26 protein-coding genes and 1 riboswitch are annotated in these 26191 nt (G+C 71.5%); of the genes, 12 read left to right on the top strand and 14 right to left on the bottom strand.

Annotated features, from left to right (window positions below; genetic code table 11):
- Positions 1-12 precede the first annotated feature (12 nt).
- Together ACZ3OF_RS07895 and ACZ3OF_RS07890 are read right to left on the bottom strand one after the other, a co-directional pair.
- On the bottom strand, positions 13-1227 hold the full coding sequence (locus tag ACZ3OF_RS07895) for an NAD(P)/FAD-dependent oxidoreductase (RefSeq protein WP_361669538.1): 1215 nt from the start codon (positions 1225-1227) through the stop codon (positions 13-15).
- Between the two features lie 28 nt (positions 1228-1255).
- The gene (locus ACZ3OF_RS07890) at positions 1256-1597 is read right to left on the bottom strand and encodes an avidin-fold protein (RefSeq protein WP_361669540.1); all 342 of its coding nucleotides are present in this window, start codon (positions 1595-1597) and stop codon (positions 1256-1258) included.
- A gap of 54 nt (positions 1598-1651) precedes the next feature.
- Positions 1652-1764, top strand: a riboswitch (TPP riboswitch).
- Here ACZ3OF_RS07890 and thiO point away from each other — a divergent pair.
- From thiO to ACZ3OF_RS07860, 6 genes are all read left to right on the top strand, one after another.
- Complete coding sequence (thiO, locus tag ACZ3OF_RS07885) at positions 1762-2928, top strand: glycine oxidase ThiO (RefSeq protein WP_467303429.1); 1167 nt, start codon at positions 1762-1764, stop codon at positions 2926-2928. (Overlaps the previous riboswitch by 3 nt.)
- Before the next feature lie 89 nt (positions 2929-3017).
- Complete coding sequence (gene thiS / locus ACZ3OF_RS07880) at positions 3018-3218, top strand: sulfur carrier protein ThiS (protein ID WP_361669771.1); 201 nt, start codon at positions 3018-3020, stop codon at positions 3216-3218.
- Between the two features lie 5 nt (positions 3219-3223).
- On the top strand, positions 3224-4018 hold the full coding sequence (locus ACZ3OF_RS07875; protein ID WP_467303426.1) for a thiazole synthase: 795 nt from the start codon (positions 3224-3226) through the stop codon (positions 4016-4018).
- 82 nt (positions 4019-4100) lie between these two features.
- The gene (gene pknB / locus ACZ3OF_RS07870) at positions 4101-6014 is read left to right on the top strand and encodes a Stk1 family PASTA domain-containing Ser/Thr kinase (protein WP_467303424.1); all 1914 of its coding nucleotides are present in this window, start codon (positions 4101-4103) and stop codon (positions 6012-6014) included.
- A 6-nt stretch (positions 6015-6020) separates the two neighbouring features.
- Positions 6021-6872, top strand: coding sequence for a deoxyribonuclease IV (locus tag ACZ3OF_RS07865; protein WP_467303422.1), 852 nt, complete (start codon positions 6021-6023; stop codon positions 6870-6872).
- 93 nt (positions 6873-6965) lie between these two features.
- Positions 6966-7478, top strand: a complete 513-nt coding sequence (locus ACZ3OF_RS07860; RefSeq protein ID WP_361669551.1) for a DUF4396 domain-containing protein — start codon at positions 6966-6968, stop codon at positions 7476-7478.
- Between the two features lie 20 nt (positions 7479-7498).
- On the opposite strand, the gene ACZ3OF_RS07855 is transcribed toward ACZ3OF_RS07860, so the two are convergent.
- Positions 7499-8131: a sulfite oxidase-like oxidoreductase gene (locus tag ACZ3OF_RS07855; RefSeq protein ID WP_361669553.1), complete on the bottom strand. Its 633-nt coding sequence runs from the start codon at positions 8129-8131 to the stop codon at positions 7499-7501.
- 176 nt (positions 8132-8307) lie between these two features.
- On the opposite strand from ACZ3OF_RS07855, the gene bfr reads away from it, so the two are divergent.
- On the top strand, positions 8308-8784 hold the full coding sequence (gene bfr, locus ACZ3OF_RS07850; RefSeq protein ID WP_352191833.1) for a bacterioferritin: 477 nt from the start codon (positions 8308-8310) through the stop codon (positions 8782-8784).
- Here the strand turns inward: bfr and ACZ3OF_RS07845 are convergent.
- Positions 8781-9059, bottom strand: coding sequence for a (2Fe-2S)-binding protein (locus ACZ3OF_RS07845; protein ID WP_467303418.1), 279 nt, complete (start codon positions 9057-9059; stop codon positions 8781-8783). The genes bfr and ACZ3OF_RS07845 overlap by 4 nt on opposite strands.
- Positions 9060-9181: 122 nt before the next feature.
- The gene (locus tag ACZ3OF_RS07840) at positions 9182-10534 is read right to left on the bottom strand and encodes a class II 3-deoxy-7-phosphoheptulonate synthase (protein WP_361669558.1); all 1353 of its coding nucleotides are present in this window, start codon (positions 10532-10534) and stop codon (positions 9182-9184) included.
- 169 nt (positions 10535-10703) lie between these two features.
- Here ACZ3OF_RS07840 and ACZ3OF_RS07835 point away from each other — a divergent pair, with 169 nt between their 5' ends.
- The 3 genes from ACZ3OF_RS07835 (at position 10704) to ACZ3OF_RS07825 (ending at position 15616) form a co-directional block, all read left to right on the top strand.
- The gene (locus tag ACZ3OF_RS07835) at positions 10704-13487 is read left to right on the top strand and encodes an N-acetylmuramoyl-L-alanine amidase (RefSeq protein ID WP_467303415.1); all 2784 of its coding nucleotides are present in this window, start codon (positions 10704-10706) and stop codon (positions 13485-13487) included.
- A gap of 103 nt (positions 13488-13590) precedes the next feature.
- Positions 13591-13647 carry a trp operon leader peptide gene (locus tag ACZ3OF_RS07830; protein ID WP_078513512.1) on the top strand — a complete coding sequence of 19 codons (57 nt, stop codon included), beginning with the start codon at positions 13591-13593 and terminating at the stop codon, positions 13645-13647.
- 100 nt (positions 13648-13747) lie between these two features.
- Positions 13748-15616, top strand: coding sequence for an anthranilate synthase family protein (locus ACZ3OF_RS07825; protein WP_361669564.1), 1869 nt, complete (start codon positions 13748-13750; stop codon positions 15614-15616).
- Here the strand turns inward: ACZ3OF_RS07825 and ACZ3OF_RS07820 are convergent.
- The 5 genes from ACZ3OF_RS07820 to ACZ3OF_RS07800 all read right to left on the bottom strand — a co-directional run bounded on the left by ACZ3OF_RS07820 (position 15613) and on the right by ACZ3OF_RS07800 (position 20685).
- Positions 15613-16611, bottom strand: a complete 999-nt coding sequence (locus ACZ3OF_RS07820) for a 2-hydroxyacid dehydrogenase (protein WP_361669566.1) — start codon at positions 16609-16611, stop codon at positions 15613-15615. The genes ACZ3OF_RS07825 and ACZ3OF_RS07820 overlap by 4 nt on opposite strands.
- A gap of 160 nt (positions 16612-16771) precedes the next feature.
- Entirely contained in the window at positions 16772-17800 is a 1029-nt protein-coding gene (locus ACZ3OF_RS07815; RefSeq protein WP_361669569.1) for a 6-phosphofructokinase, read from the bottom strand.
- Positions 17801-18019: 219 nt separating this feature from the next.
- Positions 18020-18694 carry a response regulator transcription factor gene (locus tag ACZ3OF_RS07810; RefSeq protein WP_361669572.1) on the bottom strand — a complete coding sequence of 225 codons (675 nt, stop codon included), beginning with the start codon at positions 18692-18694 and terminating at the stop codon, positions 18020-18022.
- Positions 18691-19917 carry a MacS family sensor histidine kinase gene (gene macS, locus ACZ3OF_RS07805; protein WP_361669575.1) on the bottom strand — a complete coding sequence of 409 codons (1227 nt, stop codon included), beginning with the start codon at positions 19915-19917 and terminating at the stop codon, positions 18691-18693. Before macS ends, ACZ3OF_RS07810 begins: the two co-directional genes overlap by 4 nt.
- Before the next feature lie 36 nt (positions 19918-19953).
- Positions 19954-20685 carry a lysophospholipid acyltransferase family protein gene (locus tag ACZ3OF_RS07800; protein WP_361433551.1) on the bottom strand — a complete coding sequence of 244 codons (732 nt, stop codon included), beginning with the start codon at positions 20683-20685 and terminating at the stop codon, positions 19954-19956.
- A gap of 225 nt (positions 20686-20910) precedes the next feature.
- Here ACZ3OF_RS07800 and ACZ3OF_RS07795 point away from each other — a divergent pair, with 225 nt between their 5' ends.
- Positions 20911-21693 carry an alpha/beta hydrolase gene (locus ACZ3OF_RS07795; protein WP_467303411.1) on the top strand — a complete coding sequence of 261 codons (783 nt, stop codon included), beginning with the start codon at positions 20911-20913 and terminating at the stop codon, positions 21691-21693.
- Complete coding sequence (locus tag ACZ3OF_RS07790; RefSeq protein WP_467303409.1) at positions 21686-22375, top strand: hypothetical protein; 690 nt, start codon at positions 21686-21688, stop codon at positions 22373-22375. The genes ACZ3OF_RS07795 and ACZ3OF_RS07790 overlap by 8 nt, the downstream gene beginning before the upstream one ends.
- Positions 22376-22552: 177 nt before the next feature.
- Here ACZ3OF_RS07790 and ACZ3OF_RS07785 read toward each other — a convergent pair whose 3' ends face one another.
- The 4 genes from ACZ3OF_RS07785 to ACZ3OF_RS07770 all read right to left on the bottom strand — a co-directional run bounded on the left by ACZ3OF_RS07785 (position 22553) and on the right by ACZ3OF_RS07770 (position 26035).
- Positions 22553-23299: an endonuclease/exonuclease/phosphatase family protein gene (locus ACZ3OF_RS07785; RefSeq protein ID WP_467303407.1), complete on the bottom strand. Its 747-nt coding sequence runs from the start codon at positions 23297-23299 to the stop codon at positions 22553-22555.
- A 76-nt stretch (positions 23300-23375) separates the two neighbouring features.
- Positions 23376-24317, bottom strand: coding sequence for an ROK family glucokinase (locus ACZ3OF_RS07780; protein ID WP_361669586.1), 942 nt, complete (start codon positions 24315-24317; stop codon positions 23376-23378).
- Positions 24318-24383: 66 nt separating this feature from the next.
- Positions 24384-24827, bottom strand: coding sequence for a DUF5304 domain-containing protein (locus tag ACZ3OF_RS07775; RefSeq protein ID WP_361669589.1), 444 nt, complete (start codon positions 24825-24827; stop codon positions 24384-24386).
- 83 nt (positions 24828-24910) lie between these two features.
- Positions 24911-26035: an ArsA family ATPase gene (locus ACZ3OF_RS07770; RefSeq protein WP_361669592.1), complete on the bottom strand. Its 1125-nt coding sequence runs from the start codon at positions 26033-26035 to the stop codon at positions 24911-24913.
- Between the last annotated feature and the right edge of the window lie 156 nt (positions 26036-26191).

Genomic DNA, 26191 nt, shown 5'->3' with positions numbered 1-26191 from the left:
CGGTAGTCGGGCCTACAGGACTGCCGCCTTCAGAGGGACGGAGGCGTCGGCGGCGCGCTCCGGGTCGACCCGCGCTCCGGACTCGATCAGCTTGCGACCCTGGGCCAGGTCGCGGGGGCGGCCGACGGCGAGCAGGGCGACCAGGGCGCCGTCGCGCAGCCACAGCACGGACCAGGAGGGCTCGGCGGGATCCCCTCGGTGGACCAGCTCGGCGGCGGTGGCGTGGTGCCCGGCGTACTGGACGAAGCGGCCGAACTGCTCGGACCAGAAGTACGGGACCGGGTCGTAGGTCCCGGGGGTCTCGCCGATGATGTCGGCCGCGACGGTACGGGGGCCCTGGAGGGCGTTGTCCCAGTGGTGGACCAGGAGCCGGGAGCCGTAGCGGGCGGAGGGGAAGGAGGCGCAGTCGCCGACGGCGTACACGTCGGTCAGGGAGGTGCGCAGCCGGTCGTCGGCGGTGATGGAGCCGCCCTCGTCGAGGGCGATGCCGGAGCCGGCGAGCCACCGGGTGGCGGGCCGGGCGCCGATGCCGACGACGACCGCGTCGGCGGGCAGCCGCCGGCCGTCGGCCAGGTGGACCGTGCCGGGCTCGATCCGCTCCACGCGCGCGTGGGTCAGCAGTTCGGCGCCGCTCTCCTCGTACCAGCGGGCCATCGGGGCCGAGACCTCGGCGGGCAGCGCGCCGGCGAGCGGGCGGTCGGCGGCCTCGACGACCGTGACCGCGCATCCGGCCTCCCGCGCGGCGGTGGCGAACTCGGCGCCGATCCAGCCGGCGCCGACCACCACGATGTCGTGGCGCCGCTCCAGGACGGGCTTGAGGCGGGCGGCGTCGTCGAGGGTGCGGAGCAGATGGACCCCGGGGACGCCCTCGGTGCCGGGCAGGGTGACGGGTTCGGCGCCGGTGGCGACGACCAGGACGTCGTACGGGACGGGCCCGGCCTCGGTGTCGACCTCGTGGGCGTCGGCGCGCAGGCCGGTCACGTCGAGGCCGAGGCGCAGCTCGATGGAGAGCGCCTCGAAGTCGACGTCGAAGGCCGAGTCCTCGGCCTTGCCGAGGAGGACCGCCTTGGAGAGGGGCGGGCGGTCGTAGGGCTGATGGGGCTCGGCCCCGATGAGGGTGACCGCTCCGGCGAAGCCCTGCTCGCGCAGGGCGACGGCGGTCTGCACCCCCGCCATCCCCGCACCCACGACGACGACCCGCTGCTGTGCCTGCTTCTGCTCGCTCACCCGATCACCTTACGTATCTGACGCACCGTCAGGAAGACAGCTGCTCCACGACACTGGCGCCGGAGCCCTCCTGGGACTCCCATGCCCAGCTCTCCTCCAGCCGAACGCGACCGTCGGGCAGCTCGACCACCGTGGAGACGCAATGCCCGGAAGATGTCGTTCCGTCCTTCTTCAGCTGCACGTACCGGAAGTCGAGCCGGTCCCCCGCGCGCGTGCCGACGAGATTCCCGCGGACCACGTCCCCGCCCGCGTACTCGGCCCAGATCCGGCCGTCCTCCTCGTGGTACGTGAACCGGGTACGCGTCCCGACCTGACCGGGGGCCTGGTCGGCGACCGGGGCGAGGACGAGACCGTCGAGAGAACGCGGCACGGTGGAGGCTCCCTTACTGGGTGTCGGGGGCTGGGGTTAGGCTGACCGTCAACGTAGAGCACTCGCGGGAGCCCGGACGCACCGGGCTGAGAGGGAGGCTGGCCGGCCTCCGACCGTACGAACCTGATCCGGGTCATGCCGGCGAAGGGAGGGGCTGGACGCCCATGTCGCGTACATGCAGTACCTCTGACGTTCTCGTCATCGGGGGCGGAATCATCGGCCTGGTCACGGCCTGGCGGGCCGCGCAGCGCGGGCTGAGCACCATGGTCGTGGACCCCGAACCGGGCGGCGGGGCCGCCCGGGTGGCGGCCGGCATGCTGGCCGCCGTCACCGAACTCCACTACGGCGAGGAGACCCTGCTCGCCCTCAACCTCGCCTCCGCGCGCCGCTATCCGGAGTTCACGGCCGAACTCCATGACGCCACGGGACATGACGTCGGCTACCGCGCCTGCGGCACGCTCGCCGTCGCGCTCGACGCCGACGACCGGGCGCACTTGCGTGAACTGCACGCGCTGCAGACCCGCTGCGGCCTGGAGTCGGAGTGGCTCAGCGGACGCGACTGCCGCCGCCTGGAGCCGATGCTGGCGCCGGGGGTGCGCGGCGGGCTACGGGTCGACGGCGATCATCAGGTCGATCCGCGCCGGCTCGCCGCCGCGCTGGTCACCGCCTGCGAGCGGGCCGGGGTGGTCTTCCACCGGGGTCCCGCCGAACGGCTGACGGTGGCACGGGACCGGGCCACGGGCGTCGCGCTCGCCGGGGGCCACGAGCTCACCGCGGACCAGGTCGTCCTTGCCGCGGGCAGCCTGAGCGGGCAGCTCGCGGGGGTGCCGCGGGAGGTCCTGCCTCCCGTACGCCCCGTGAAGGGACAGGTGCTGCGGCTCACCGTGCCGCGCGCGTTCGCGCCGTTCCTGTCCCGGACCGTCCGGGCCGTCGTCCGCGGCAGCCATGTCTATCTGGTGCCCCGCGAGAACGGGGAACTGGTGGTCGGCGCGACCAGCGAGGAGCTGGGCTGGGACACCACCGTCACGGCGGGCGGGGTCTACGAGCTGCTCCGGGACGCTCATGAGCTCGTACCGGGCCTCACCGAGCTGCCGCTCACCGAGACGCTGGCGGGTCTGCGACCCGCCTCCCCGGACAACGCGCCGCTGCTCGGCCCGACCGCGCTGCCCGGCCTCCAGCTGGCCACTGGGCACTACCGCAACGGGGTCCTGCTCACGCCGGTCACCGGCGACGTCATGGCCGAGCTGCTCACCACGGGCGTGCTCCCGGACGAGGCCCACCCCTTCACTCCCCGCCGCTTCTCCCCCGTACCTCAGGAGCAGCCCGTATGAACGCCTCGACGAACCCTTCGATGAACGAGCTGAACGATGCTCCGACCGCCTCGCCGACCGCGCCGGCGAGCGCCTCGGCGATCGTCTCGGTGAACGTCTCCGTCAACGGTGAGACGCGCGCCCTGGCCCGGCCCACGGCCCTCGACGCCCTGGTGGCGACGCTGACGACGGCGCCGTCGGGGGTGGCCGCGGCCGTCAACGAGACGGTCGTGCCGCGCAGCCAGTGGTCCGCGACGCTCCTCGGCGAGGGCGACCGGGTCGAGATCCTCACCGCCGTCCAGGGGGGCTGAGCGCCATGTCCGACGACACCTTCCTCCTCGGTGGTACCAAGTTCTCCTCGCGGCTGATCATGGGCACGGGCGGGGCGCCCAGCCTCGACGTGCTCGAACGCGCGCTGGCCGTCAGCGGCACGGAGCTGACGACGGTCGCCATGCGGCGCCTGGATCCGACCGTGCGGGGCTCGGTCCTGTCCGTCCTGAACCGGCTCTCGATCCGGGTCCTGCCGAACACGGCCGGCTGCTACACGGCGGGCGAGGCGGTCCTGACCGCGCGCCTGGCCCGGGAGGCGCTCGGCACCGACTGGATCAAGCTGGAGGTCATCGCCGACGAGCGGACCCTGCTGCCTGACCCCGTCGAGACGCTGGACGCGGCGGAGACCCTGGTGGACGACGGCTTCACGGTCCTGCCGTACACCAGCGACGACCCTGTCCTGGCGCGGAAGCTGGAGGACGTGGGGTGCGCGGCGGTCATGCCGCTGGGCTCGCCGATCGGCTCCGGGCTGGGGATCCGCAACCCGCACAACTTCGAGCTGATCGTCGAGGCCGCGGGCGTGCCGGTGATCCTGGACGCGGGAGCCGGGACGGCCTCGGACGTGGCGCAGGCGATGGAGCTGGGGTGCTCGGCCGTCATGCTCGCCTCCGCGGTGACACGGGCGCAGGACCCGGTCCTGATGGCGGAGGGCATGCGTCACGCGGTGGAGGCGGGCCGCCTGGCCCACCGGGCGGGCCGTATCCCCCGCCGTCACTTCGCCCACGCCTCCTCCCCCACGGAGGGCCAGGCCGCCCTGGACCCGGAACGCCCGGCGTTCTGACGCGGCGGCCTCGCGTCACAGCTGTGCTGCGGTCGGGGGCGGTGGGGACGGGTGGTGCTCGGCGGCTCGTAAACTCGGGGCCGTGGACACGACCCTTCAGGACCCCCTCGTCGGGCAGCTGCTCGACGGCCGCTACCGCGTCGACGCGCGCATCGCCGTCGGCGGGATGGCCACGGTCTACCGGGCCGTCGACATCCGCCTCGACCGGGTGCTCGCCCTCAAGGTGATGCACCCGGCCCTCGCCGCCGACGCCACTTTCGTCGAGCGCTTCATCCGCGAGGCCAAGTCCGTGGCCCGGCTCTCCCACCCCAACGTGGTCGGGGTCTTCGACCAGGGCGCGGACGGCGCGTACGTCTATCTCGCGATGGAGTACGTCGCGGGGTGCACGCTCCGTGACGTGCTGCGCGAGCGCGGGGCGCTCCAGCCGCGCGCCGCGCTCGACGTCCTGGAGCCGGTGCTCGCCGCGCTGGGGGCCGCGCACCGGGCCGGGTTCGTCCACCGGGACATGAAGCCGGAGAACGTCCTGATAGGGGACGACGGCCGGGTGAAGGTCGCCGACTTCGGTCTCGTGCGCGCGGTCGGCTCGGCCACGCACACCACGGGCTCGGTCCTGGGCACCGTCTCGTACCTGGCGCCGGAGCAGATCGAGCACGGCACCGCGGACACCCGTGCCGACGTGTACGCCTGTGGTGTCGTCCTGTACGAGATGCTGACCGGCGGCAAGCCGCACGGCGGGGACACCCCCGCCCAGGTTCTCTACCAGCACCTGAACACGGACGTCCCCGCCCCTTCGGCCGTCGTGCCCGGTCTCGCCCTCGAACTGGACGAGCTGGTGGCGAGTGCCACGGCCCGCAACCCCGACGTCAGGCCGCACGACGCCGTCGCACTCCTGGCCCAGGCCCGTCAGGCCCGCGCGGCCCTCACGGACGCGCAGCTGGACGCCGTACCGCCGCAGGCCCACCCCGAGGACCGCACGGGCTCCGAGGACCGGACCAGCGTGATCCCGCGGGTCCTGCCCGCCGAGACCGAGCAGCCGGTGCAGCACACCAGCCGGCTGACCATGCCGCCGCCCGAGCAGCCCCCGTCGCGACGCCGGAACACCGGTGGCCTTCCCCGTGGGCCTCTCCTCGTCCTCGCCGCCGTTCTGCTCGTCCTCGGGCTCGGCGGCGGCGTCTGGTACATCAATTCCGGCCAGTTCACTCGGGTGCCCGCCGTGCTCGGCCAGACCGAGGTCGAGGCGACCGAGCGGATCACGGACGCGGGGCTCGACGTCGGCACGACGAAGCGGGCGTTCAGCGAGGTGTACGAACGTGGCACGGTCATGGCCACCGATCCCGCCTCCGGCGAGCGGATCCGCGGCAACGGCACGGTCACGCTGACGATCTCCCGCGGCCCCGAGACCGTGAAGGTCCCGAACCTCAAGGGGAAGCCGCTGGCGAAGGCCAAGGAGCTCCTCGCGAAGGAGGGCCTGGCCGCCGGTGTGATCACCGACGCGTTCAGCCAGGACATCGCGCAGGGCGCCGTGATCAGCTCCGACCCCGAGCCCGGCACCGAGCGCAGCCCGGACTCGGCCGTGGCGCTCGTGGTCAGCAAGGGCCGCCCCATCGACGTCCCGGACGTCGCCGGCGACTCGGTGGCCGAGGCCACCGGCACGCTCCAGGACGCCGGGCTCACCGTGCAGATCGCGACCGAGCAGATCCACTCCGCCGAGGAGGCCGGCACTGTCGCGGCCCAGTCCCTCGCGGAGGGCAGCCGCGCCGCGAAGGGCGACCGGATCGTCCTCACCGTCTCCAAGGGACCCCGGATGATCGAGGTCCCCGACGTGACGGGCGAGTCGACCGACGTCGCACGCGGGAGACTGGAGGGGGCGGGCTTCGAGGTGAAGGTCCAGAAGACCTTCCCCTTCCTCGGGGACACCGTCTCGGGCCAGTCGGTCGACGGCGGCTCCACCGCTCCCGAGGGCTCCACCATCACCATCACGATCAAGGGACTGTAGAGACTCATGCGCAACCCCGTCGGCGGCCATGTCCCCGTGGCCGGCGGCCTCGCCACGGTCGGTCTCGGCTACGCCCGCGAGCTGGGCGCGGAGACGGTCCAGGTCTTCGTCGCCAACCCGCGCGGCTGGGCCACGCCCGTGGGCAACCCGGCGCAGGACGAGCTGTTCCGCACCGCGTGCGAGGCCGAGTCCCTGTCGGCCTGGGTCCACGCCCCGTACCTGATCAACTTCGGGTCCCACACCGAGGCCACCGTCGAGCGGTCGGTCGAGTCGCTGCGGCACTCGCTGCGCCGCGGCCGGGAGATCGGCGCGAAGGGCGTGGTGGTGCACACCGGCTCGGCGACCGGAGGCCGCCCGCGCGAGGAGGCGCTGGCGCAGGTACGGGAGCGGATGCGGCCCCTGCTGGACGAGCTGACGCACCCGGACGACCCGTTCCTGCTGCTGGAGTCGACGGCCGGGCAGGGCTTCTCGCTCTGCTCGCGCGCCGAGGACTTCGGCCCGTACTTCGAGGCGCTCGACCGTCACCCGAAGCTCGGGATCTGCCTCGACACCTGCCACATCTTCGCGGCGGGCCACGATCTGACCGGCCCGCACGGCATGGCGCGGACGCTCGACCAGCTGGTGGCGACCGTGGGCGAGGGGTGGCTGAAACTGATCCATGCCAACGACTCCAAGGACGTCGTCGGCGCGCACAAGGACCGGCACGCGAACATCGGGGCCGGCCATATCGGCGAGGAGCCGTTCCGCGAGCTGATGAGGCACCACGCGACCGAAGGCGTCCCGCTGATCATCGAGACACCGGGCGGCAAGGAAGGGCACGTGGCGGATGTGGAGCGGCTGAAGAAACTCCGGGGGTGAGGTACGCGCCGATTCTCCCGTTGAGGAATACCCCTAGGGGGTATACGGTTCCTGCATAGGCAGCAGGAACCGACACTGGTCATTGGGGGACCCATGGATCAGCACGAAGCGCACGCCGACCACCACGCCGACCACCACTCCACCGCGCACGAGGACCACGCCCCCGGCAAGGCCAGCTGGTCCATGGCGATGAAGGCGACCCTCCACTGCCTCACCGGATGCGCCATCGGCGAGGTCCTCGGCATGATCATCGGCACCGCCCTCGGCTGGGGCAACGCCCCGACGATGATCCTCGCCATCGTCCTGGCCTTCTTCTTCGGCTACTCGCTCACCCTGTGGGCGGTCGTCCGCGCCGGACTGAGCCTGAAGGCGGCCGTCGGTGTCGCGCTCGCCGCCGACACCCTCTCCATCGCCGTCATGGAGATCGTCGACAACGGGGTCCTGCTCCTCGTCCCCGGCGCGATGGACGCACACCTCTCGGACGCGCTCTTCTGGGGCGCCCTGGCCTTCGCCTTCCTCGTCGCCTTCCTGATCACCACACCCGTCAACAAGTGGATGATCGGCCGCGGCAAGGGCCACGCGGTGGTGCACCGGTACCACCACTGAGCACGGCCGGCCCGGGGCGACTACAGCTCCGGGCCGTCGCCCGGCTCCTCCTGGTACGAGTACCGCTGCTCTTTCCAGGGGTCGCCGAGGTTGTGGTAGCCGCGCTCCTCCCAGAAGCCCCGGCGGTCGGCGGTCATGTACTCCACACCCCGGACCCACTTGGGGCCCTTCCAGGCGTACAGGTGCGGGACGACAAGCCGCAGCGGGAAGCCGTGCTCGGCGGTGAGCAGCTCACCGTCCTTATGGGTGGCGAAGATCGTGCCCTCGGCCGCGAAGTCGGCGAGCCGCATGTTCGCGCTGAAGCCGTACTCGGCCCAGACCATCACATGCGTGACACCGGGGGCCGGCGGGGCCAGGTCCAGGATCGTCCGGGCGGGCACCCCACCCCATTCGGCCCCGAGCATGCTGAATTTCGTGACGCAGTGCAGATCGGCCACGACCGTCGAGAACGGAAGAGCCGAGAACTCCTCATGGTTCCAGCACCGCTTGTCGCCGTCCGCCGTCGCCCCGAAGACCCGGAACTCCCAGCGGTCCGGCTTGAACTTGGGGACGGGGCCGTAATGGGTGACCGGCCAGCCGCGCTGCAGCCGCTGCCCCGGCGGAAGATCCGACTGCTCTGCTTCCCGGCGTACTCCGCTCTCCGGCTGACCCATGTCATCCATGGTGACAGACCGCGAGGGGTGGTCATGACCAGGCAACCTCGCACGCGTGCACGATTCAGGGCAAGTCCCACTAAGCCTCCACTTACTGGACGCCCCCCATCCGTGGTGCAAGGATGCGGCCATCCTGCCCAGTCACGACCCAGACATGCGTGGAAGGAGCCTCTGCGATGCAGGGCGACCCCGAGGTCCTCGAGTTCCTCAACGAGCAGCTGACCGGCGAGCTGACGGCCATCAACCAGTACTGGCTGCACTACCGCATCCAGGACAACAAGGGCTGGGCCAAGCTCGCCAAGTACACCCGCGAAGAGTCCATCGATGAGATGAAGCACGCGGACAAGCTCACCGAGCGCATCCTGATGCTGGACGGGCTGCCCAACTACCAGCGGCTCTTCCATGTACGGGTCGGCCAGACGGTGACCGAGATGTTCAAGGCGGACCGCCAGGTGGAGGTCGAGGCGATCGACCGTCTGAAGCGCGGCATCGAGGTCATGCGGGCCAAGGGCGACATCACCTCGGCCAACCTCTTCGAGGAGATCCTGGCCGACGAGGAGCACCACATCGACTACCTCGACACCCAGCTGGAACTGATCGAGAGCCTCGGTGAGGCGCTCTACATCTCGACGCTGATCGAGCAGCCGAGCTAGGCAGCCTCAGGCAGGTCCCGCAGATCCTCGGAGTTCTCGGCACTCTCGGGATCCGAGACCGAGGTCAGCGCCGGCAGCCCCTGGTCCAGGAGCTCCCGCCGCGGGCAGTTGCCGCGCCCGAGAATGGCCTGAATACGTCGTACGCACGAACCGCAGTCGGTTCCGGCCTTGCAGGCCGAGGCGATCTGGCGAGGCGTGCAGGCGCCCGCGTCCGCGTGCTCCTTGACCTGCTTCTCCGTGACACCGAAGCATGAGCATACGTACACGCGGTTCACCTCCTGCCGAGATCGATAAGGCTAACCTAACCTTACCCGGCACTCACGAGGCCCAAAAGCCCTCCGTACGACGATGGGGCGCGGATCACATGGATCCGCGCCCCATCGTCGTACGAAGCTACTTACTGATCGCGGTACATCTCCGCCACCAGGAACGCCAGGTCGAGCGACTGGCTGCGGTTCAGCCGCGGGTCGCAGGCCGTCTCGTAGCGCTGGTGCAGGTCGTCGACGAAGATCTCGTCACCGCCGCCCACGCACTCGGTGACATCGTCACCGGTGAGCTCGACGTGGATGCCGCCCGGGTGCGTACCGAGGCTCTTGTGCACCTCGAAGAAGCCCTTGACCTCGTCGAGCACGTCGTCGAAGCGCCGGGTCTTGTGACCGGAGGCCGCCTCGAAGGTGTTGCCGTGCATCGGGTCGGTGACCCAGGCGACGGTCGCGCCCGAGGCGGTGACCTTCTCGACCAGCTCCGGGAGCTTGTCCCGGACCTTGTCGGCGCCCATGCGGACGATGAAGGTCAGCCGGCCGGGCTCGCGGTCCGGGTCGAGCCGGTCGATGTACGTCAGCGCGTCGTCGACCGTGGTCGTCGGGCCGAGCTTGATGCCGATCGGGTTCGCGATCTGCGAGGCGAACTCGATGTGGGCGTGGTCGAGCTGGCGGGTGCGCTCACCGATCCAGACCATGTGACCGGAGGTGTCGTACAGCTTGCCGGTCCGCGAGTCCGTACGGGTGAGGGCGCCCTCGTAGTCGAGCAGCAGGGCCTCGTGTGAGGCGTAGAACTCGACGGCCTTGAACTCGGCCGGGTCGGTGCCACAGGCCTTCATGAAGTTCAGCGCGTTGTCGATCTCGCGCGCCAGCTGCTCGTAGCGCTGGCCCGAGGGGGACGACTTCACGAAGTCCTGGTTCCAGGCGTGCACCTGGCGCAGGTCGGCGTAGCCACCGGTGGTGAAGGCGCGTACCAGGTTGAGCGTGGAAGCGGACGCGTTGTACATCCGCTTCAGACGCTCGGGGTCCGGGATACGGGCCTTCTCGTTGAAGTCGAAGCCGTTGACCGAGTCGCCGCGGTACGTCGGCAGGGTCACGCCGTCGCGGGTCTCGGTCCCCTTGGAACGGGGCTTGGAGTACTGCCCGGCGATGCGGCCGACCTTGACGACGGGCACGGAGGCCGCGTACGTCAACACGGCGCTCATCTGGAGCAGCGTCTTGAGCTTGGCACGGATGTGGTCGGCGGACACGGCGTCGAAGGCCTCGGCGCAGTCGCCGCCCTGGAGCAGGAACGCCTCGCCACGGGCGACGGCTCCCATGCGGGCGCGCAGCTGATCGCACTCGCCCGCGAAGACGAGCGGCGGATACGACTCGAGGTCCGCGATCACATCGCGCAGAGCCTCGGCATCGGGGTACTCGGGCTGCTGCGCCGCGGGAAGGTCTCGCCAGGTGTTGCCACCGGTTGCGGTGGTCTTAGCGTTCACGGTCACAACCACCACATTACGGTGTCCGGCGACCGGTCCAGCGACACGACCATTGAGTGAGACGCGCGCCCGAAATGTCTGTCGACGATGGACGCGCCTCGGACGGGTGTTACCCTCACGCGCGTTCAAACACGTGTTTAAACATCTGAGGCCTAAATACTTCACAGGGGTGGGCGTGAGCCAGGGGCACCGCAGGGACCGCAAGAAGAGACGGCTGCTTTACGGGGCGGCGGCTGCCGTCGTCGCCACGGCGACCATCGGAACGATCGCCGTGGCGTCGCCCGGGATCCTGAACTCCTCGGACGACAAGAACTCCGCAGAAACGTCGCTGCAGTCGCAGTTCGCGCAGGCGGCGGAGGAGTTCGACGTCCCGCAGAGCGTGCTGATGGCGGTGTCGTACCGGCAGACGCGGTGGGAGTCGCACGACGGCGAGCCCAGCACGACGGGTGCGTACAACGTCATGGGGTTGACGGACGTCGACCCGGAGGACATCGAGTCCGGGACGGCCGACGAGGAGGCCATCGCCCACTTCAACGGCAGCGGCAAGCTGGAGATCGAGAAGTCGTTCGACCCCGCCAAGGTCCGCAAGATCCTGGCCGCGGCGACCGTCGACACCGATGACCCCCGGCTCCACACCCTGGACAAGGCCGCCGAGCTGATCGACAGCTCCGCCGAGGCGGTCCAGAACGACTCCGCCGAGTCCATCCGGGCCGGCGCGGCGCTCCTCGCGGAGTACCAGAAGCAGGCCGGCGCCGAGCTGTCCGACGAGCCGGGCGCCTGGTACCCGGCCGTGGCCCGCTACAGCCAGTCGCCCGACAAGAAGGGCGCCGACCTCTTCGCGAAGCGCGTCTTCGAGTCGATCAAGACGGGTGAGCGGGAGCTCACACTGGACGGCGAGCAGGTCGCCCTGCCGGCCGACCCGTCGGTCGAGCCGGTCAAGCCGTCGAGCATGCCGCTGGCGGCGAGCTTCGCCTCCACGACGGCGACTCCGACGCCCGAGTGCCCCGTCGGACTGAACTGCAACTTCGTGCCGTCCCGCACGTCGAGCACGGGCAAGCGCAACTACACGCTCGGCGACCGCCCGAACCAGGGCGTGAACGTCCGGCAGATCATCATCCACGACACCGAGGGCGGCTACGACGGCTCGCTCGCGGCGCTCACCAACCCGGACGTCCCCGGCAGCGCCCACTACCTGATCCGTGCCTCCGACGGTCAGGTCACCCAGATGATCGAGAACAAGCACCTGGCGTGGCACGCGGGCAACTGGACCCACAACATGCACGCGATCGGCGTGGAGCACGAGGGCTACGCGATCAAGGAAGGCAGCTGGTACACCGAGCCGCAGTACGAGTCCTCCGCGGCGCTGGTGAAGTTCCTGGCGGGCAAGTACGGCGTTCCGCTGGACCGCGAGCACATCATCGGTCACGACGAGGTGGCGCTCCAGACTGACGCCGGCATGAGCAGGCTCCACTGGGACGCGGGCCCGTACTGGGACTGGAACCACTACATGAAACTGCTGGGCGCCCCGCAGGGCGACCAGGGCGCGGGCGGCCTGCTGAGGGTCGGCCAGGTGGTCCGTGTGGTGCCGCCGTTCACCACGGCGAACCAGCCGAAGCTGTCGACCGGCGGCAACGCCGTCCCGGCGCGCCCGTCGAACTTCGGCTACCTCTACACGGAGCCGTCGACCAGCGCGACGACCCTGAAGGACCCCTACTTTTCGTCGCTCTGGTCCGAGGGCTCGAACTACGGGAACAAGGTCCGCGCCGGCGGCAGCTACGTCGTCGCGGGCGTCTCGGGCGACTGGACCGCGATCTGGTACGCGGGCGCGAAGGCCTGGTTCTTCAACCCCGGCGGCCAGTACACCGCGCCGGTGACCGGTGGCACGACCGTGAAGGTCAAGGCGGGGGCGACCTCGGCCAAGGTCTTCGGGCGCTCCTTCCCGGAGACCGCCGCGTACACCGCCGCGGCTCTTGAGGCGCCCGGCGACGAGAACGCCCACCTGACGAAGTTCACCTTCGCCTCCGGTCAGGCCTATGTGAAGGCCGGCCCTGCGGTGAAGGGCGACGACTGGTTCGGCTCCGCCCAGAAGAACGTCATCGGCAGCACGATGTTCGTGCCGATCCGCTTCCACCACAAGATCACCTGGGTGAAGCAGAGCGACATCGAGGAGGCGCCCGGCGCCGCGCCCGTCACCGCCACCAACCGCTACAACCTCCTCGCCCGTGACGCCTCCGGCGTGCTCTACCAGTACCAGGGCCGCGGCAGCGCCACCGCGCCGTTCCTCGCCCGGTACCGCGTCGGCAGCGGCTGGAACATGTTCAACACGATCACCCCGATGACCGCGCTGCGCGCGGACGGTACCGGCGACGTGGTCGCCCGTGACGCCTCCGGCGTGCTCTGGTACTACCAGGGCACCGGCAACCCCTCCGCCCCGTTCAAGGCGCGGCTCAAGACCGGTGGCGGCTGGCAGATCTACGACCGGATCCTGGGCGCCCGGGACCTGAGCGGGGACTCCATACCGGACCTCATAGCCCGCGAGAAGTCCGGCGTGCTCTGGTTCTACAAGGGCACGGGCAACCCCGCCTCGCCGTTCGCCGCCCGCACCAAGGTCGGCAGCGGCTGGCAGACGTACAACCAGCTCGTCAGCACCGGTGACCTGAACGCCGACGGCAAGGCCGACCTCGTCGCCCGCGACAGCGCCGGGAACCTGTGGTTCTACAAGGGCACCGGCAGCACGACCGCCCCGTACGCCGCCCGCACCAAGGTCGGCAGCGGCTGGCAGACGTACAACCAGCTCGTCGGGCCGAGCGACCTGAACGCCGACGGCAAGGTGGACCTCGTCGGCCGCGACGGCTCCGGGAACCTGTGGTTCTACAAGGGCACGGGCAGTGCCACCGCCCCGTTCGCGGCCCGCACCAAGGTCGGCAGCGGCTGGCAGATCTACAACCTGATCTTCTGATCCCGACCCCGGTCCGGATCTGATCAGCCTGAGGGCCCGGCGCGCACCGTCCACGGTGTGAGCCGGGCCCCTTCTCGCTGCCCGGCTGCGTTACAGTGCACCCATGTTCGCGCAGACGACCCAGAACTGGTGGTGGACCGCTCATCCGGCGGCCCACTGACTGCGCGTACACCCACGACACGCGAAGGCCGCCCCGAGGGGCGGCCTTTCTCGTACCCCCGAGGCCGTTCCTCTTCCGACTCCCGGAAGGAACACGCTCCATGGACCTCTCCCGTCTCCTCGACGACTCCTGCCCGTCCTTCGCCCTGCTCCGCAGGCGCACGCCCGGCCGCGACCACGACACCGTCGAGGTGCTGATCGGCTCGGTCCACGAGGCCGAGCGGCTCGCCGAGCTGCCCGTCGGCGCGCTCCCGACGCTCGCCCTCGTGCCGTTCCGGCAGATCCGCGAGCGCGGCTTCGACGTCCGCGACGACGGCACCCCGCTCTCCGTGCTCGTCGCCGAGGAGGCGTACGAACTGCCGCTCGCCGACGCACTCGCCCAGCTCCCGACGCACTCCGTCCGGGTCGAGGGCGGCGGGTTCGACGTGTCGGACGAGGCGTACGCCGAGACCGTGCGGCGGGTGATCAGCGAGGAGATCGGCGCCGGCGAGGGCGCCAACTTCGTCATCCGCCGGACCTACACCGGCGAGATCCCGGGCTTCGGGCGCGCCGACGCCCTCGCGCTCTTCCGCCGTCTCCTGGCGGGTGAGCGGGGCGCGTACTGGACGTTCGTCGTCCACACCGGCGACCGGACCCTCGTCGGGGCGAGCCCCGAGGTGCACGTCCGGATGTCGGGGGGAACGGTCGTCATGAACCCGATCAGCGGGACGTACCGCTACCCGGCCGGGGCCGCGCCCACCCCCGAGGATCTGCTGACGTTCCTGGCCGACCGCAAGGAGACCGAGGAGCTCTCCATGGTGGTCGACGAGGAGCTGAAGATGATGTGCACGGTCGGCGACATGGGCGGGGTGGTGGTCGGGCCGCGCCTCAAGGAGATGGCGCATCTGGCGCACACCGAGTACGAGTTGCGGGGCCGTTCGTCCCTCGACGTGCGGGAGGTGCTGCGGGAGACCATGTTCGCGGCGACGGTCACCGGCTCGCCCGTGCAGAACGCCTGCCGGGTGATCGAGCGGCACGAGGCCGGCGGGCGCGGCTACTACGCGGGCGCCCTCGCCCTGCTCGGTACCGACGAGAGCGGGGCGCAGACCCTGGACTCCCCCATCCTCATCCGGACCGCCGACATCGCCGGCGACGGGCGGCTGCGGGTGCCGGTCGGCGCGACGCTCGTACGGCACTCCGACCCGGCGGGCGAGGTCGCCGAGACGCACGCCAAGGCGGCGGGCGTGCTCGCCGCGCTGGGGGTACGGGAGGGGCGGCCGCGCGACGAGTCGCCGGTGGGTCCGCGGCTCGCGGACGATCCGCGGGTGCGGGCCGCGCTGGACGCCCGGCGGGCCGACCTGGCGCCGTTCTGGCTGCGGATGCAGGTCCGGTCGGCCGAGCTGAGTGGCCACGCGCTGGTGATCGACGCCGAGGACACCTTCACGGCGATGCTCGCGCATCTGCTGCGCTCCTCCGGCCTGGAGGTCTCGGTGGTCCGCTACGACGAACCGGGGTTGCGGGAGCTCGCGCTCGCCCATGACGGTCCGGTGGTGCTCGGCCCGGGGCCGGGGGACCCCTCGGACGCCGCCGACCCGAAGATGCGTTTCCTGCGCGGACTCACGGCCGATCTCGTACGGGATCACCGGCACGGCCTGCTGGGCGTCTGCCTCGGCCATGAGCTGATCGCGGCCGAACTGGGCCTGGAGATCGTCCGCAAGCGCACGCCGTTCCAGGGGGCGCAGGTGCGGATCGACCTCTTCGGACAGGAGCAGACCGTCGGCTTCTACAACAGCTTCACGGCCCGCTGCGACGACCGGTCCGCCACCGAACTGGCCCTGCACCGGATCGAGGTGAGCCGGGACGAGGAGACGGGCGAGGTCCACGCGCTGCGCGGGCCCGGCTTCGCGGGCGTCCAGTTCCACCCGGAGTCGGTCCTGACGATGGAGGGGGCGGCGCTGACGGCGTCCCTGCTCGCCGGCGTGCTGGTCTAGGAGGCGGTCGGGACCAGGACGTTCTCGCTGCGGCGCCCCGCGGTGTGGTCGAGGACGTTCTGGACGGTCGTGTCGATGATCTGGCCGACCGCGTCGACCGTGTAGTACGCCTGGTGGGACGTGACCACCACGTTCGGGAAGGTCACCAGGCGGGCCAGGGTGTCGTCCTCGACGACCTCGAGCGACTTGTCGAGGAAGAAGAGCCCAGCCTCCGCCTCGTACACGTCGAGTCCCACGCCGGTGAACCGGCCGGCGCGGAGCTCGGCCACCAGCGCCTCGGTGTCGATGAGCCCGCCCCGGCTGGAGTTCACGAGGATGGCGTCGTCCTTCATCGTCCTGAGCGCGGCGGCGTCGAGGAGGCGCCGGGTCGCGGGGAGCAGCGGTACGTGCAGGCTGACCAGGTCGGACTCGGCGAGGAGCTGCTCCTTCTCGACGTACTTCATGCCGAGTTCGAGGCAGGCGGGGTTCTCGGCGACGTCCCAGCCGAGGAGCTTCATGCCGAAGCCGTGGGCGATCCGGGTGAAGGCCTCGCCGATCTTCCCGGTGCCGAGAACACCGACCGTGCGGCCGCGCAGGTCACGGCCCATCAGCCCGTCGAGACGGAAGTCGAAGTCGCGGGTCCGGTTGGAGGCGCGGACGATCCGCCGGTTGACCGCCATCGCCAGGGTCCAGGCGAATTCGGCGACGGAGTACGGGGAGTAGTACGAGACCCGGGCGACGGTGAGGCCGAGGCGCTCGGCGACGTCGAGGTCGATGTTGTTGAAGCCGGTGGAGCGCTGGGCGATGAGCTTCGTGCCGCCGGCGGCGAGGGTGCGCAGGACCTCTCCTCCGAGGTCGGCGTTGACGCTCGTGGAGACGATCTCGTGGCCGGCCGCGATGGGGACGGTGTCCTGGTCGAGGAGCACGTCCAGACAGCGGACGTCGTGGAGTCCCGCGAAGGCCCTCTCGATCAGCGCCTTCTCGTCGGCCTGCACACCGAATGCCAGGATTTCCACGGATCCCCTCCCGGGGGTTCGCCGGAATTGTCGGGTACCGGCGAATATACGACCCCGGGAGCGGTCCGCGCCGCAGGCCGGGTCGGCCGACGCCGGGTCAGCTGATGCCGGGTCGGCCGACCGGCTGGAACACCGACCGGCCCCACCGGCGCCGCTCCGCTCAGCCGAAGAAGACTCCCACCTCCGCGTACAGCGCCGGATCGACCGTCTTGAGCCGCGCCGTGGCCTCGGCGATCGGGACGCGGACGATGTCGGTGCCGCGCAGCGCGACCATCTGCCCCCAGGCGCCGTCGCGGACGGCGTCGATGGCGTGCAGTCCGAAACGGGTGGCGAGCCAGCGGTCGAAGGCGCTGGGCGTGCCGCCGCGCTGCACATGGCCGAGGACGGTGGTCCGGGCCTCGTGGCCGGTCCGCTTCTCGATCTCCTTGGCGAGCCACTCGCCCACGCCCGAGAGCCGGACGTGTCCGTACGAGTCGAGCGTGCCGTCCTTGAGGACCATGTCCCCGTCCCTGGGCATCGCCCCCTCGGCGACGACGACGATCGGGGCGTAGGTGGCCTTGAAGCGGGAGGTGACCCAGGCGCAGACCTGGTCGAGGTCGAAGCGCTGCTCGGGGATGAGGATGACGTTGGCACCGCCCGCGAGACCGGAGTGCAACGCGATCCAGCCGGCGTGACGGCCCATCACCTCGACCACCAGGACCCGCATGTGGGACTCGGCGGTGGTGTGCAGCCGGTCGATGGCCTCGGTGGCGATGCCGACGGCCGTGTCGAAGCCGAAGGTGTAGTCGGTGGCGGACAGGTCGTTGTCGATGGTCTTCGGGACGCCGACGCAGCGGACGCCGTACTCGTCGACGAGCCGGGCGGCGGCGCCGAGGGTGTCCTCGCCGCCGATCGCGATCAGTGCGTCGATCTCGTACTTGGCGAGGTTCTCCTTGATCCGGCGGATGCCGTTCTCGGCGGTGAGCGGGTTGGTGCGGGAGGAGCCGAGGATCGTGCCGCCGCGCGGCAGGATGCCGCGGACGGTGGGGATGTCGAGGGGTACGGCGACGCCTTCCAGGGGGCCGCGCCAGCCGTCGCGGAAGCCGGTGAACTCGTAGTCGTACTCCTGGACGCCCTTGCGGACGATGGCGCGGATGACCGCGTTGAGACCGGGGCAGTCGCCGCCTCCGGTCAGTACGCCGACGCGCATGGACCTCTCCTTCGCCGTGCGGACGGGATGCGCGACCCACGCTAGTAGTGACGTGGGTCACTTCGACACGGCACGGAGAGTGAATTGTCCTGCGCCGTACGGCGGTACGGGCTCCCGCCCGGGCGCTCGGGCAGGGCCGTTCGGACCCCGCCCCGGGCGCTCGGGTACGGTCGCACGCGCTCCGCGCCCGGCGGTTCGGGTACGGCGGCGGCAGGGCGGTCAGGCGTCGTCGAGGCCGCGCTCTATCGCGTACCGGACGAGCTCCACCCGGTTGTGCAGCTGGAGTTTGCCGAGCGTGTTCTGGACGTGGTTCTGCACGGTCCGGTGCGAGATGACCAGGCGCTCGGCGATCTGCTTGTAGCTCAGGCCCTTGGCCACGAGCCGCAGCACCTCCGTCTCGCGCTCGGTCAGTTCGGGCGCCTTGGGCTCGTCCGCGCCGGCCGCCGGGGCGGGCTCGGAGGCGAGCCTGCGGTACTCGCCGAGGACCAGGCCCGCGAGTCCGGGGGTGAAGACGGGGTCGCCGACGGCCGTGCGGCGTACCGCGTCGATGAGCTCGGCCGTGCTGGCCGACTTCAGCAGATAGCCGGTGGCTCCGGACTTGACCGCCTCCAGGACGTCGGCGTGCTCGCCGCTCGCGGAGAGCACCAGCACCCGCAGCGTGGGGGTGGCACCGACCAGCTCCTTGCAGACCTGAACCCCCGGCTTGGCGGGCAGGTTGAGGTCCAGGACGAGCACGTCCGGGTTGACCGCCCCCGCGCGGCGCACGGCCTGCTCGCCGTCGCCCGCGGTGGCCACCACGTCGAACCCGGCCTCGGCGAGGTCGCGGGCGACCGCGTCCCGCCACATCGGATGGTCGTCGACGACCATCACCTTGATCTGCTGCTGCTCGCTCATCTCGTTCCCGCCTTCCCCCGTGCGTCCGTCGGGCGTGTGCCCCTCGGGACCTTCAGTTCCACTTCCGTGCCCTGGCCCGGTACCGAGATCAGCTCGGCCGTGCCGCCCAGGTCGCGCAGTCTGCCGCGGATGGAGAGCGCGACGCCCATCCGGCCCTCGCCCTCCGCCTGCGCGAGCCGCCCCTCCGGGATGCCCGGGCCGTCGTCCCGTACCGTCACGATCACCTCGTCCGGCCAGTCCTCGACCAGGATCCACGCCCGCGCGTCCTCGCCCGCGTGCACCCGGACATTGTCCAGGGCGGCTCCGACGGCGGCGGCCAGCTCCTGGCCGGCGGCCTGCGGCAGCAGGACAGGGGCGCCCGGGTCCGCGAGCGTGACCTTCGCCCCGGCGCGCGGGGCGAGCAGGGCGCGCAGATCGACCGGGGTGTCGTCGTCCGGCTCCTCGACGACGCGCACCACCGCCCCTTCGGACTCGTCCTCGGAGACCAGCGACGGCCGGTTCAGCCCGCCGGCGACCAGGGTGCGCAGCGCGACCTCCTGCTCGCCCGCCATGCGGCCCAGCTCGGCGGCCTCGCCGCCCAGCGCCGTACCGCGCCGCTGCACCATCGCGAGGACCTGGAGGACGCTGTCGTGGATGTCCCGGGCCAGGCGCTCCCGCTCCCGGGTCGCGGCCTCGATCTCCAGGGCGCGGGCGAGGGTGCGTTCGGAGGCGCGGGCGACCTCGACGACGTATCCGATGGCGATGGACGCCACCCACACCAGGAGGACGTTGTGGAGGGTGTCCCGGGTGGGGTGGGCCCGTTCGATGATGTTGGCGACGGCGACCAGCGAGGAGGCGAAGCCGGCCCAGCGCCAGCCGCCCTTGATCGCGTACGCGAGGACGGCGCCGGCGGTCCATATCGTCGGCAGGGTGGGGCCGTCGACCGACTGGGCGTGCTGATCCGCGAGCGGAGTGAGCAGGATGCCGGTCAGGGCGACGGTGAGGTCGGCGATCAGGAAGCGCTTGGTGCAGCTTGCCGCGTTCGCCACCTTGGGCAGGGTGGCCAGCGTCCAGACGCACATGACGGCGAGGAAGGCGACGGCCACCCAGGGCCGCTCGTAGCGGTCCCGGGCGAAGACGAAGATCAGAACGGCGTAGATCATCGTGCCGATGCGGTACGCGGTGAGCGCACGCCACAACGGCTGCTCGACCGACATCCGCACGACACGCTCGCGCTTGGCCATCTCCCCCACCCCCCGGGCGCCCCCTCTGCATGAGGGTCAGGCGCCGGACTCTTCCCGTGCCGCGATCTCGGCCTTGACGGCCTCCTTGGCGGCCTTCTCGGCCTCCGCGATCTGACGCTTGGCGGCGGTCGCGTAGATGTCGACGTACTCCTGGCCGGACAGCTTCATGATCTCGTACATGACCTCGTCGGTCACCGAGCGGAGAATGAAGCGGTCGCCCTCCATGCCGTGGTAGCGGCTGAAGTCGAGCGGCTTGCCGATCCGGATCCCCGGGCGCATCAGCTTGGGAACGACCTTGCCGGGCGGCTGGATCTTCTCGGTGTCGATCATGGCGACCGGGATGACCGGCGCGCCGGTGGCCAGGGCCACGCGCGCGAGGCCGCCGGGCTTGCCGCGGTAGAGCCGGCCGTCGGGCGAGCGGGTGCCCTCGGGGTAGATACCGAAGAGCCCGCCCTTCTCGATGACCTCGATACCGGCCTTGATCGCCGCCTCGCCCGCGCCGCGGGCGCCGGAGCGGTCCACGGGGAGCTGGCCGACACCCTTGAAGAAGGCGGCGGTGAGCTTGCCCTTCACACCGGGCGAGGTGAAGTACTCGGCCTTGGCGATGAAGGTGACCTTGCGGTCGAGGACGGCGGGCAGGAAGAACGAGTCCGAGAAGGAGAGGTGGTTGCTCGCGAGGATCGCCGGCCCCTCGGCGGGAATGTTCTCGAGGCCCTCCACCCACGGCCTGAAGGCGAGCTTCAGTGACCCTCCGATGGAGAACTTCATTGCGCCGTAGATCAACTCGAGTACCTTCCGTGTGCCGTCGGACAGACCTTATCCCGCCTTTTCCCGCCTGCCCGCTCGGGTACGGCCGTGGGCGGGGCACCTTCGTGCGAACGGACCTGGTCCGGTGTCGGTCCGGTCGCGTACCGTGAAGGCCTTCCCCTTTTGTCGTCGCTTCGTCGAAGCCTCGCCCTCCTCGAAGCCGAAACCCCCGAACAGGAGACCCCGGTGCCGGTCCTTCCTGGAGCCGAGCCGTACCGCCACGAGGGCGGCAAGGTCGGCGTCCTTCTCTGTCACGGATTCACCGGTTCCCCGCAGTCGATGCGCCCTTGGGCCGAGTACCTGGCCGAGCGCGGACTGACGGTGTCGGTGCCACTGCTGCCCGGACACGGCACGCGCTGGGAGGACATGCAGCTCACCACCTGGCACGACTGGTACGCGGAGGTGGACCGGGAGCTGCGGGAGCTGCTCGCCCGCTGCGAGCACGTCTTCGTCTTCGGCCTCTCCATGGGCGGGGCGCTGGCGCTGCGCCTCGCGGCCAGGCACGGGGACGCGGTGCGGGGCCTCGTCCTTGTGAACCCCGGCAACAAGGTGCACGGGCTCGCGGCGCACGCGTTGCCGGTCGTCCGCCACTTCGTCCGTACGACCAACGGCATCGCGAGCGACATCGCCAAGGAGGGCGTGGCCGAGATCGGCTACGACCGCGTGCCGCTGCACGCGGCGCACTCCCTGCGCCAGTTCTTCCGCACGGTGGACGCGGAGCTGCCGCAGGTCACGCAGCCGGTGGTGGTCCTGCACAGCCCGCAGGACCATGTGGTCCCGCCCGCCGACTCGGCGCGGATCCTGAGCCGGATCTCCTCGACGGACGTGAAGGAGATCCTGCTGGAACAGAGCTACCACGTGGCGACGTTGGACCATGACGCGGAGCGGATTTTCGAGGAGAGCCTGGCCTTCGTGGGCCGGCTCGCTCCGGACGTCGTCGGTGAGAAGGGGAGCACGAGCGGTGGCTGAGCAGCAGGACGGGGAGCGCGGCGACCCGCAGCCCATCGACGAGGAGGCGGCGTGGGCCGCGATCGTCGCGGGGTACGGCGAGGAGCCGGCGGACCCTCCGGGGGCGAGGCCGTTCCGGTCGGTGGAGGACCTGGCGCTCCCGGAGCCGGTGGACGGCCAGGACGACGGTGACGGTGCCGCGGGCGACGGTGCCGACGGTGCCGACGGTGCCGCGGACGAGGATGCCTCGGACGAGGACGAGGACGACGACGAGGACGAGGATCGCGGGGGCCCCGCCAAGCCCGCGCTGGGCAGCTCGATCGTCTTCGCGCCCGGCGTGGGTGTGGGCGTGGGCGGCGGCGGCCCCCGGGACTACGAGCTCGCGGACCCCGACGCCGAGACCGCCGAGGCTGACGGCAAGAAGGCGGGGAAGAAGGACGACGACGGCGAGGGTCACTTCGTCCCGCCGGAGCCGCCGCCTCTGCCGGAGGCGGACGCGACGACGAAGTTCGCGTGGCTGGGCGTCGTGGGCGGCCCGGTCCTCATGCTCCTCGCCGTGCTGCTCCAGTGGGACATGACGTGGTGGCTGACGACGGTGTGCGTGGGCGGCTTCCTGGGCGGCTTCGCGACGCTGGTCGCCCGCATGAGGCACGACGACGAGGACGACGAGTTCGACGACCCGGGCCGCGGCGCGGTGGTGTGACGGCGCCTGCGCCCCGGCCTTGTCGGGTCGGGGCGCAGGCGTCGCGGTCGGGCACGGACGCAGGGCTGCGCTCCTGACGCCCTCCTCGCACCGCTCGGCGCCTGGGCGCCTCACGGGCTCCGGACGGCTGCGCCGGACTCCGTCCGCCGAGCACTGTCCCCCCGTCCGCGGCTCCTCTCAGGGCGACGCCGGAATCCTGACCGCCGCGAGGACCGGCAAGTGGTCCGTCGCCGCTTTCAGGTCCGACGGGTCGAGGTCCTGCGGCACGCCGCAGCCCAGGAACTCCACCCCCGGCGTGGCCAGGATCGCGTCGATCCGCTGGTGCGGGTCGTCGGGCGTCGACGTGTACTCGCCGCCCCAGGGGCTGACCTCCCAGCCGTCCTGGAGCTCCTTCGCGAGCCGGGTGAAACTCCGGCCGCCGGGGCGCTCGTTGAGGTCTCCGGCCACGATCGTGTGCGGGGCGTCCATGGCGGCCACCCGGTCGAGGAGCATCCCGGCCTGGGCGTACCGTTCCTCGCTCCGCAGGCTCAGATGACAGCTGATCAGGCCGACCCGGGCGCCCCCGAACCGTACGACGGCGGTGGCGAAACCGCGCCGGTGCAGGCCCGGGGTGAGCGGCAGCAGCACGTCCTCCGTGCGTTCCACGGTCGCCCGCAGCGAGCACATCAGCAGCGGCCCGGCGGCCGTCGCGCCACCGCTGAGCACGACGAGTTCGCTCTTCGCGGCGAGCCTGGCCGCGTGCTTGCGCCAGCGGAAGAACCGCGGCGCCTCCTGGACGAAGACAAGATCGGGTGCGCACGCCCGGATGACGCGGGCGAGCGCGTCCTCGTCGTCCCGCATCGAACGGACGTTGTAGCCGAGGACCCGGACGACGGCCGAACCGTCCGTCTCGGTACGGGAGTTGGGCAGCGGGGTGATCGCCATGCCCAGCAACATACGACACCCGCCCGCCGGTCCCCGGAAGGACGCGGCGGGCGGGTGGAGTCGTGCTGCGCGGAGGCTAGCCCTGGCGGGCCAGGTCGGCCGCGCCGACCAGTCCGGCCTTGCCGCCGAGCTGCGCGGCGAGGACCTGGGCGTGCGGTCGCCACTGGCCGCCGATCAGCCAGCGCCGGAAGGACTTCCGGATCGGCTCGAGGACCAGCTCGCCCTCGTCGGAGACTCCGCCGCCGACGATGAAGGCGGACGGGTCGAAGAGCGAGGCGAGATCGGCGAGGCCGGCGCCGGCCCAGCGGGCCAGCTCGCGGAAGGAGTCCACGGCCACCGGGTCGCCGGCGCGGGCCGCCTCGCTGATGTGCTTGCCCTCGATGCCCCCGACGGTGCCGTCGCCGAGACCGAGGAGGACCTGGGCCCGCTCGGGGGTGGCGTTGGCGCGCTGCTTGGCGTACCGGACGAGCGCACGCCCGGAGGCGTACTGCTCCCAGCAGCCCTGGCTGCCGCAGCCGCAGAGCAGACCGTCCGGGACGACCCGGATGTGGCCGAACTCCGCCGCCACGCCGAAGCGTCCGCGGCGCAGCTTGTTGCCGATGATGATGCCGCCGCCGAGGCCGGTGCCCAGCGTGATGCAGATGACGTCCTCGTGGCCCTTGCCCGCGCCGAACTTGTACTCGCCCCAGGCCGCCGCGTTCGCGTCGTTCTCGACGACGACGGGCAGACCGACCCGCTGCTCGACCTTGTCCTTCAGCGGCTCGTGCCGCCAGTCGATGTTCGGCGCGAAGAGGACGGTGGCGCGCTTGTCGTCGACGTAGCCCGCGGCACCGATGCCCACAGCCTCGATCTCGTGGCCCTTGCCGGCCTCGGAGACAGCGGCGCAGATCGCGTCGACGATGCCTTCGGGGGTCGGCGGGGTGGGCACCTTGTGCGTGTCGAGGATGTTGCCCTCCTCGTCGACCACGCCGGCCGCGATCTTCGTGCCGCCGATGTCGACGCCGATGGTGAGTCCCATGTGTCCCTCAGTTTTCGGTCGAGCCCCGCTAAGGCCAACCGTACCCGAGGGGGCCGCCCGTCCTGATCAGTCGAGGTCGATGTGCTGCCCGGTTCCGGGCCCCTCGTCGTCCCTCTTCTTGTCCTCGGGCCGCTCCGTCGGGGCCTGCCTGCGCGGGTCTTCCGGCTCGTCGCGCGTCCAGCGCGTCTCGTGGTTCTCCACCGCCGAGCGGTACGCGGCGAGCAGCTCGTTGCCGGCCGCGGCGAGGTGGTCGAAGACCTGCGGGTTGCGCTCGACGATCGGCTCGACGGCGGCCTTCGCCTGGTTGACGAACTGCTGCACCGTGCCCTGGGCGGCCATGCCCATCAGCGGGTTGCGCAGTGTGGAGACCTTCTCGGCGACGGCGTCGAAGAGTTTGCGGAACTCCTCGGCGGCCGACCCGGGCTCCGCGCCGGCCGCGGCACGGCGGCGGGCCTTCTCGGCCTCCAGGTCCTCGGCGCACGCCTTGGCCCAGGCATCCGAATCGCTCATGGCGTACTCCTTACGGCTTATACCGTCGACGGTACACGGCGCAGGAGGTCCTCGGGGGCGACGGCGACTTCGGCGGCCCGGGGCTACGGCGTCGTCGGCGCCTTCGGCCAGAGGCCGGTGTCCGGGGTGAACCTGACCCGGAGATCGCCGTCGACGAGTCCGGCGCCGGCGACCGTGCAGCGGCGCAGGGCGGGCGGGAGCGGGACGTTGCGGCGGAACGGGCCGACGGCGAGGAGCAGTTCGTCGCCGCGGCGGACGAGGGTCAGCTCGTGCTTGACGGCGCCGGGCAGGGGGATGTGCCAGACGAGGACGCCGTCCTCGGCGCGGCGGTCCTCGACCGTCCACTCGGGGGCCGTGGCGGGCTTGGTGTCGAGGGCGAGCAGGGCGAGGTCCTCGGGGCCGCGGGGGTCCCGGCCGAGGTGAGGGAGCGCGTGGACGGCTCCGTCGTGTCCGGTACGGAGCCGGTCCAGGTGCTCGTGCTGCTGGGCGGTCAGCGCGGCGAACCAGGGGTCGGACGACTCGGCGGGGAGCAGTTTGTTGGCGACGACGGTGTCGAGCGTGAGGCCGTGGAGCGCGAGGCCGAGGCGGGCGGTGCGCAGGGTGTCCGCGGCGGCGGGCCCCGGCTCGACGACCAGGCGGACGGTGGTGGTGGGGGCGTCGACGACGGCCTGGACGGCGGCGAGCTCGGCCTCCCAGCGGGCGGTCGTCTCGTAGAGCCACTGCGCGGGCATCGGGACGCCTGCGAGCTGGGCGAGCATGGGGCGCAGGGCGCGGGCGGCCTGCCGTTCGGGCGGGAGGAGGCGGCGGAGGTAGCGGCGCAGCTGTTCGGGCAGGGCGAGGAGGGCGAGGGCGTCCAGGAGCGGGGGCAGGTCGACGACGACGAGGTCCCGGTCCTGGGCCGCGGCGTCGCGCAGGGCGCGGAGGAGGGCGAAGGGGGCGCTGCCGGGGAGTTCGGTGAGCTCGGCGTCCTCGAAGGGCGTGGCGCCGAGGAGGTCGAGGGCGGTGGCGGAGCGTTCCTGCAGGGCGAGGAACTCGCGCCGGAAGTCGGCGGCGGGGCTCGGTCGGAGGACGTCCACGCCGAGGTCCTCGTCGGCCTCGGCGGAGACGAGCAGGACGCGGCGGCCGGCGTGCGCCCCGGCGAGAGCGGCGGAGGTGGCGACGGTGGTCCGCCCGGCGCCGCCGGACCCGGTGACAAGCATGATCCCCATGGCCGGGAACGTTACCGGTACGAACCGGGCCCCGGTTGTGGGCTGCCACCCCCGCCCCCGGTTGTGGGCAATCGTTCCGCAGGGCGGGACGGGTGGGCACAACCCACGACGGCGCCACACCCGTGATCACCGGGGGCGGGAGCCTGGGCCCGGCAA

It is taken from the genome of Streptomyces sp. NPDC022552, from assembly GCF_055561875.1.
This window is presented reverse-complemented; position numbering and strand designations above follow the sequence as displayed.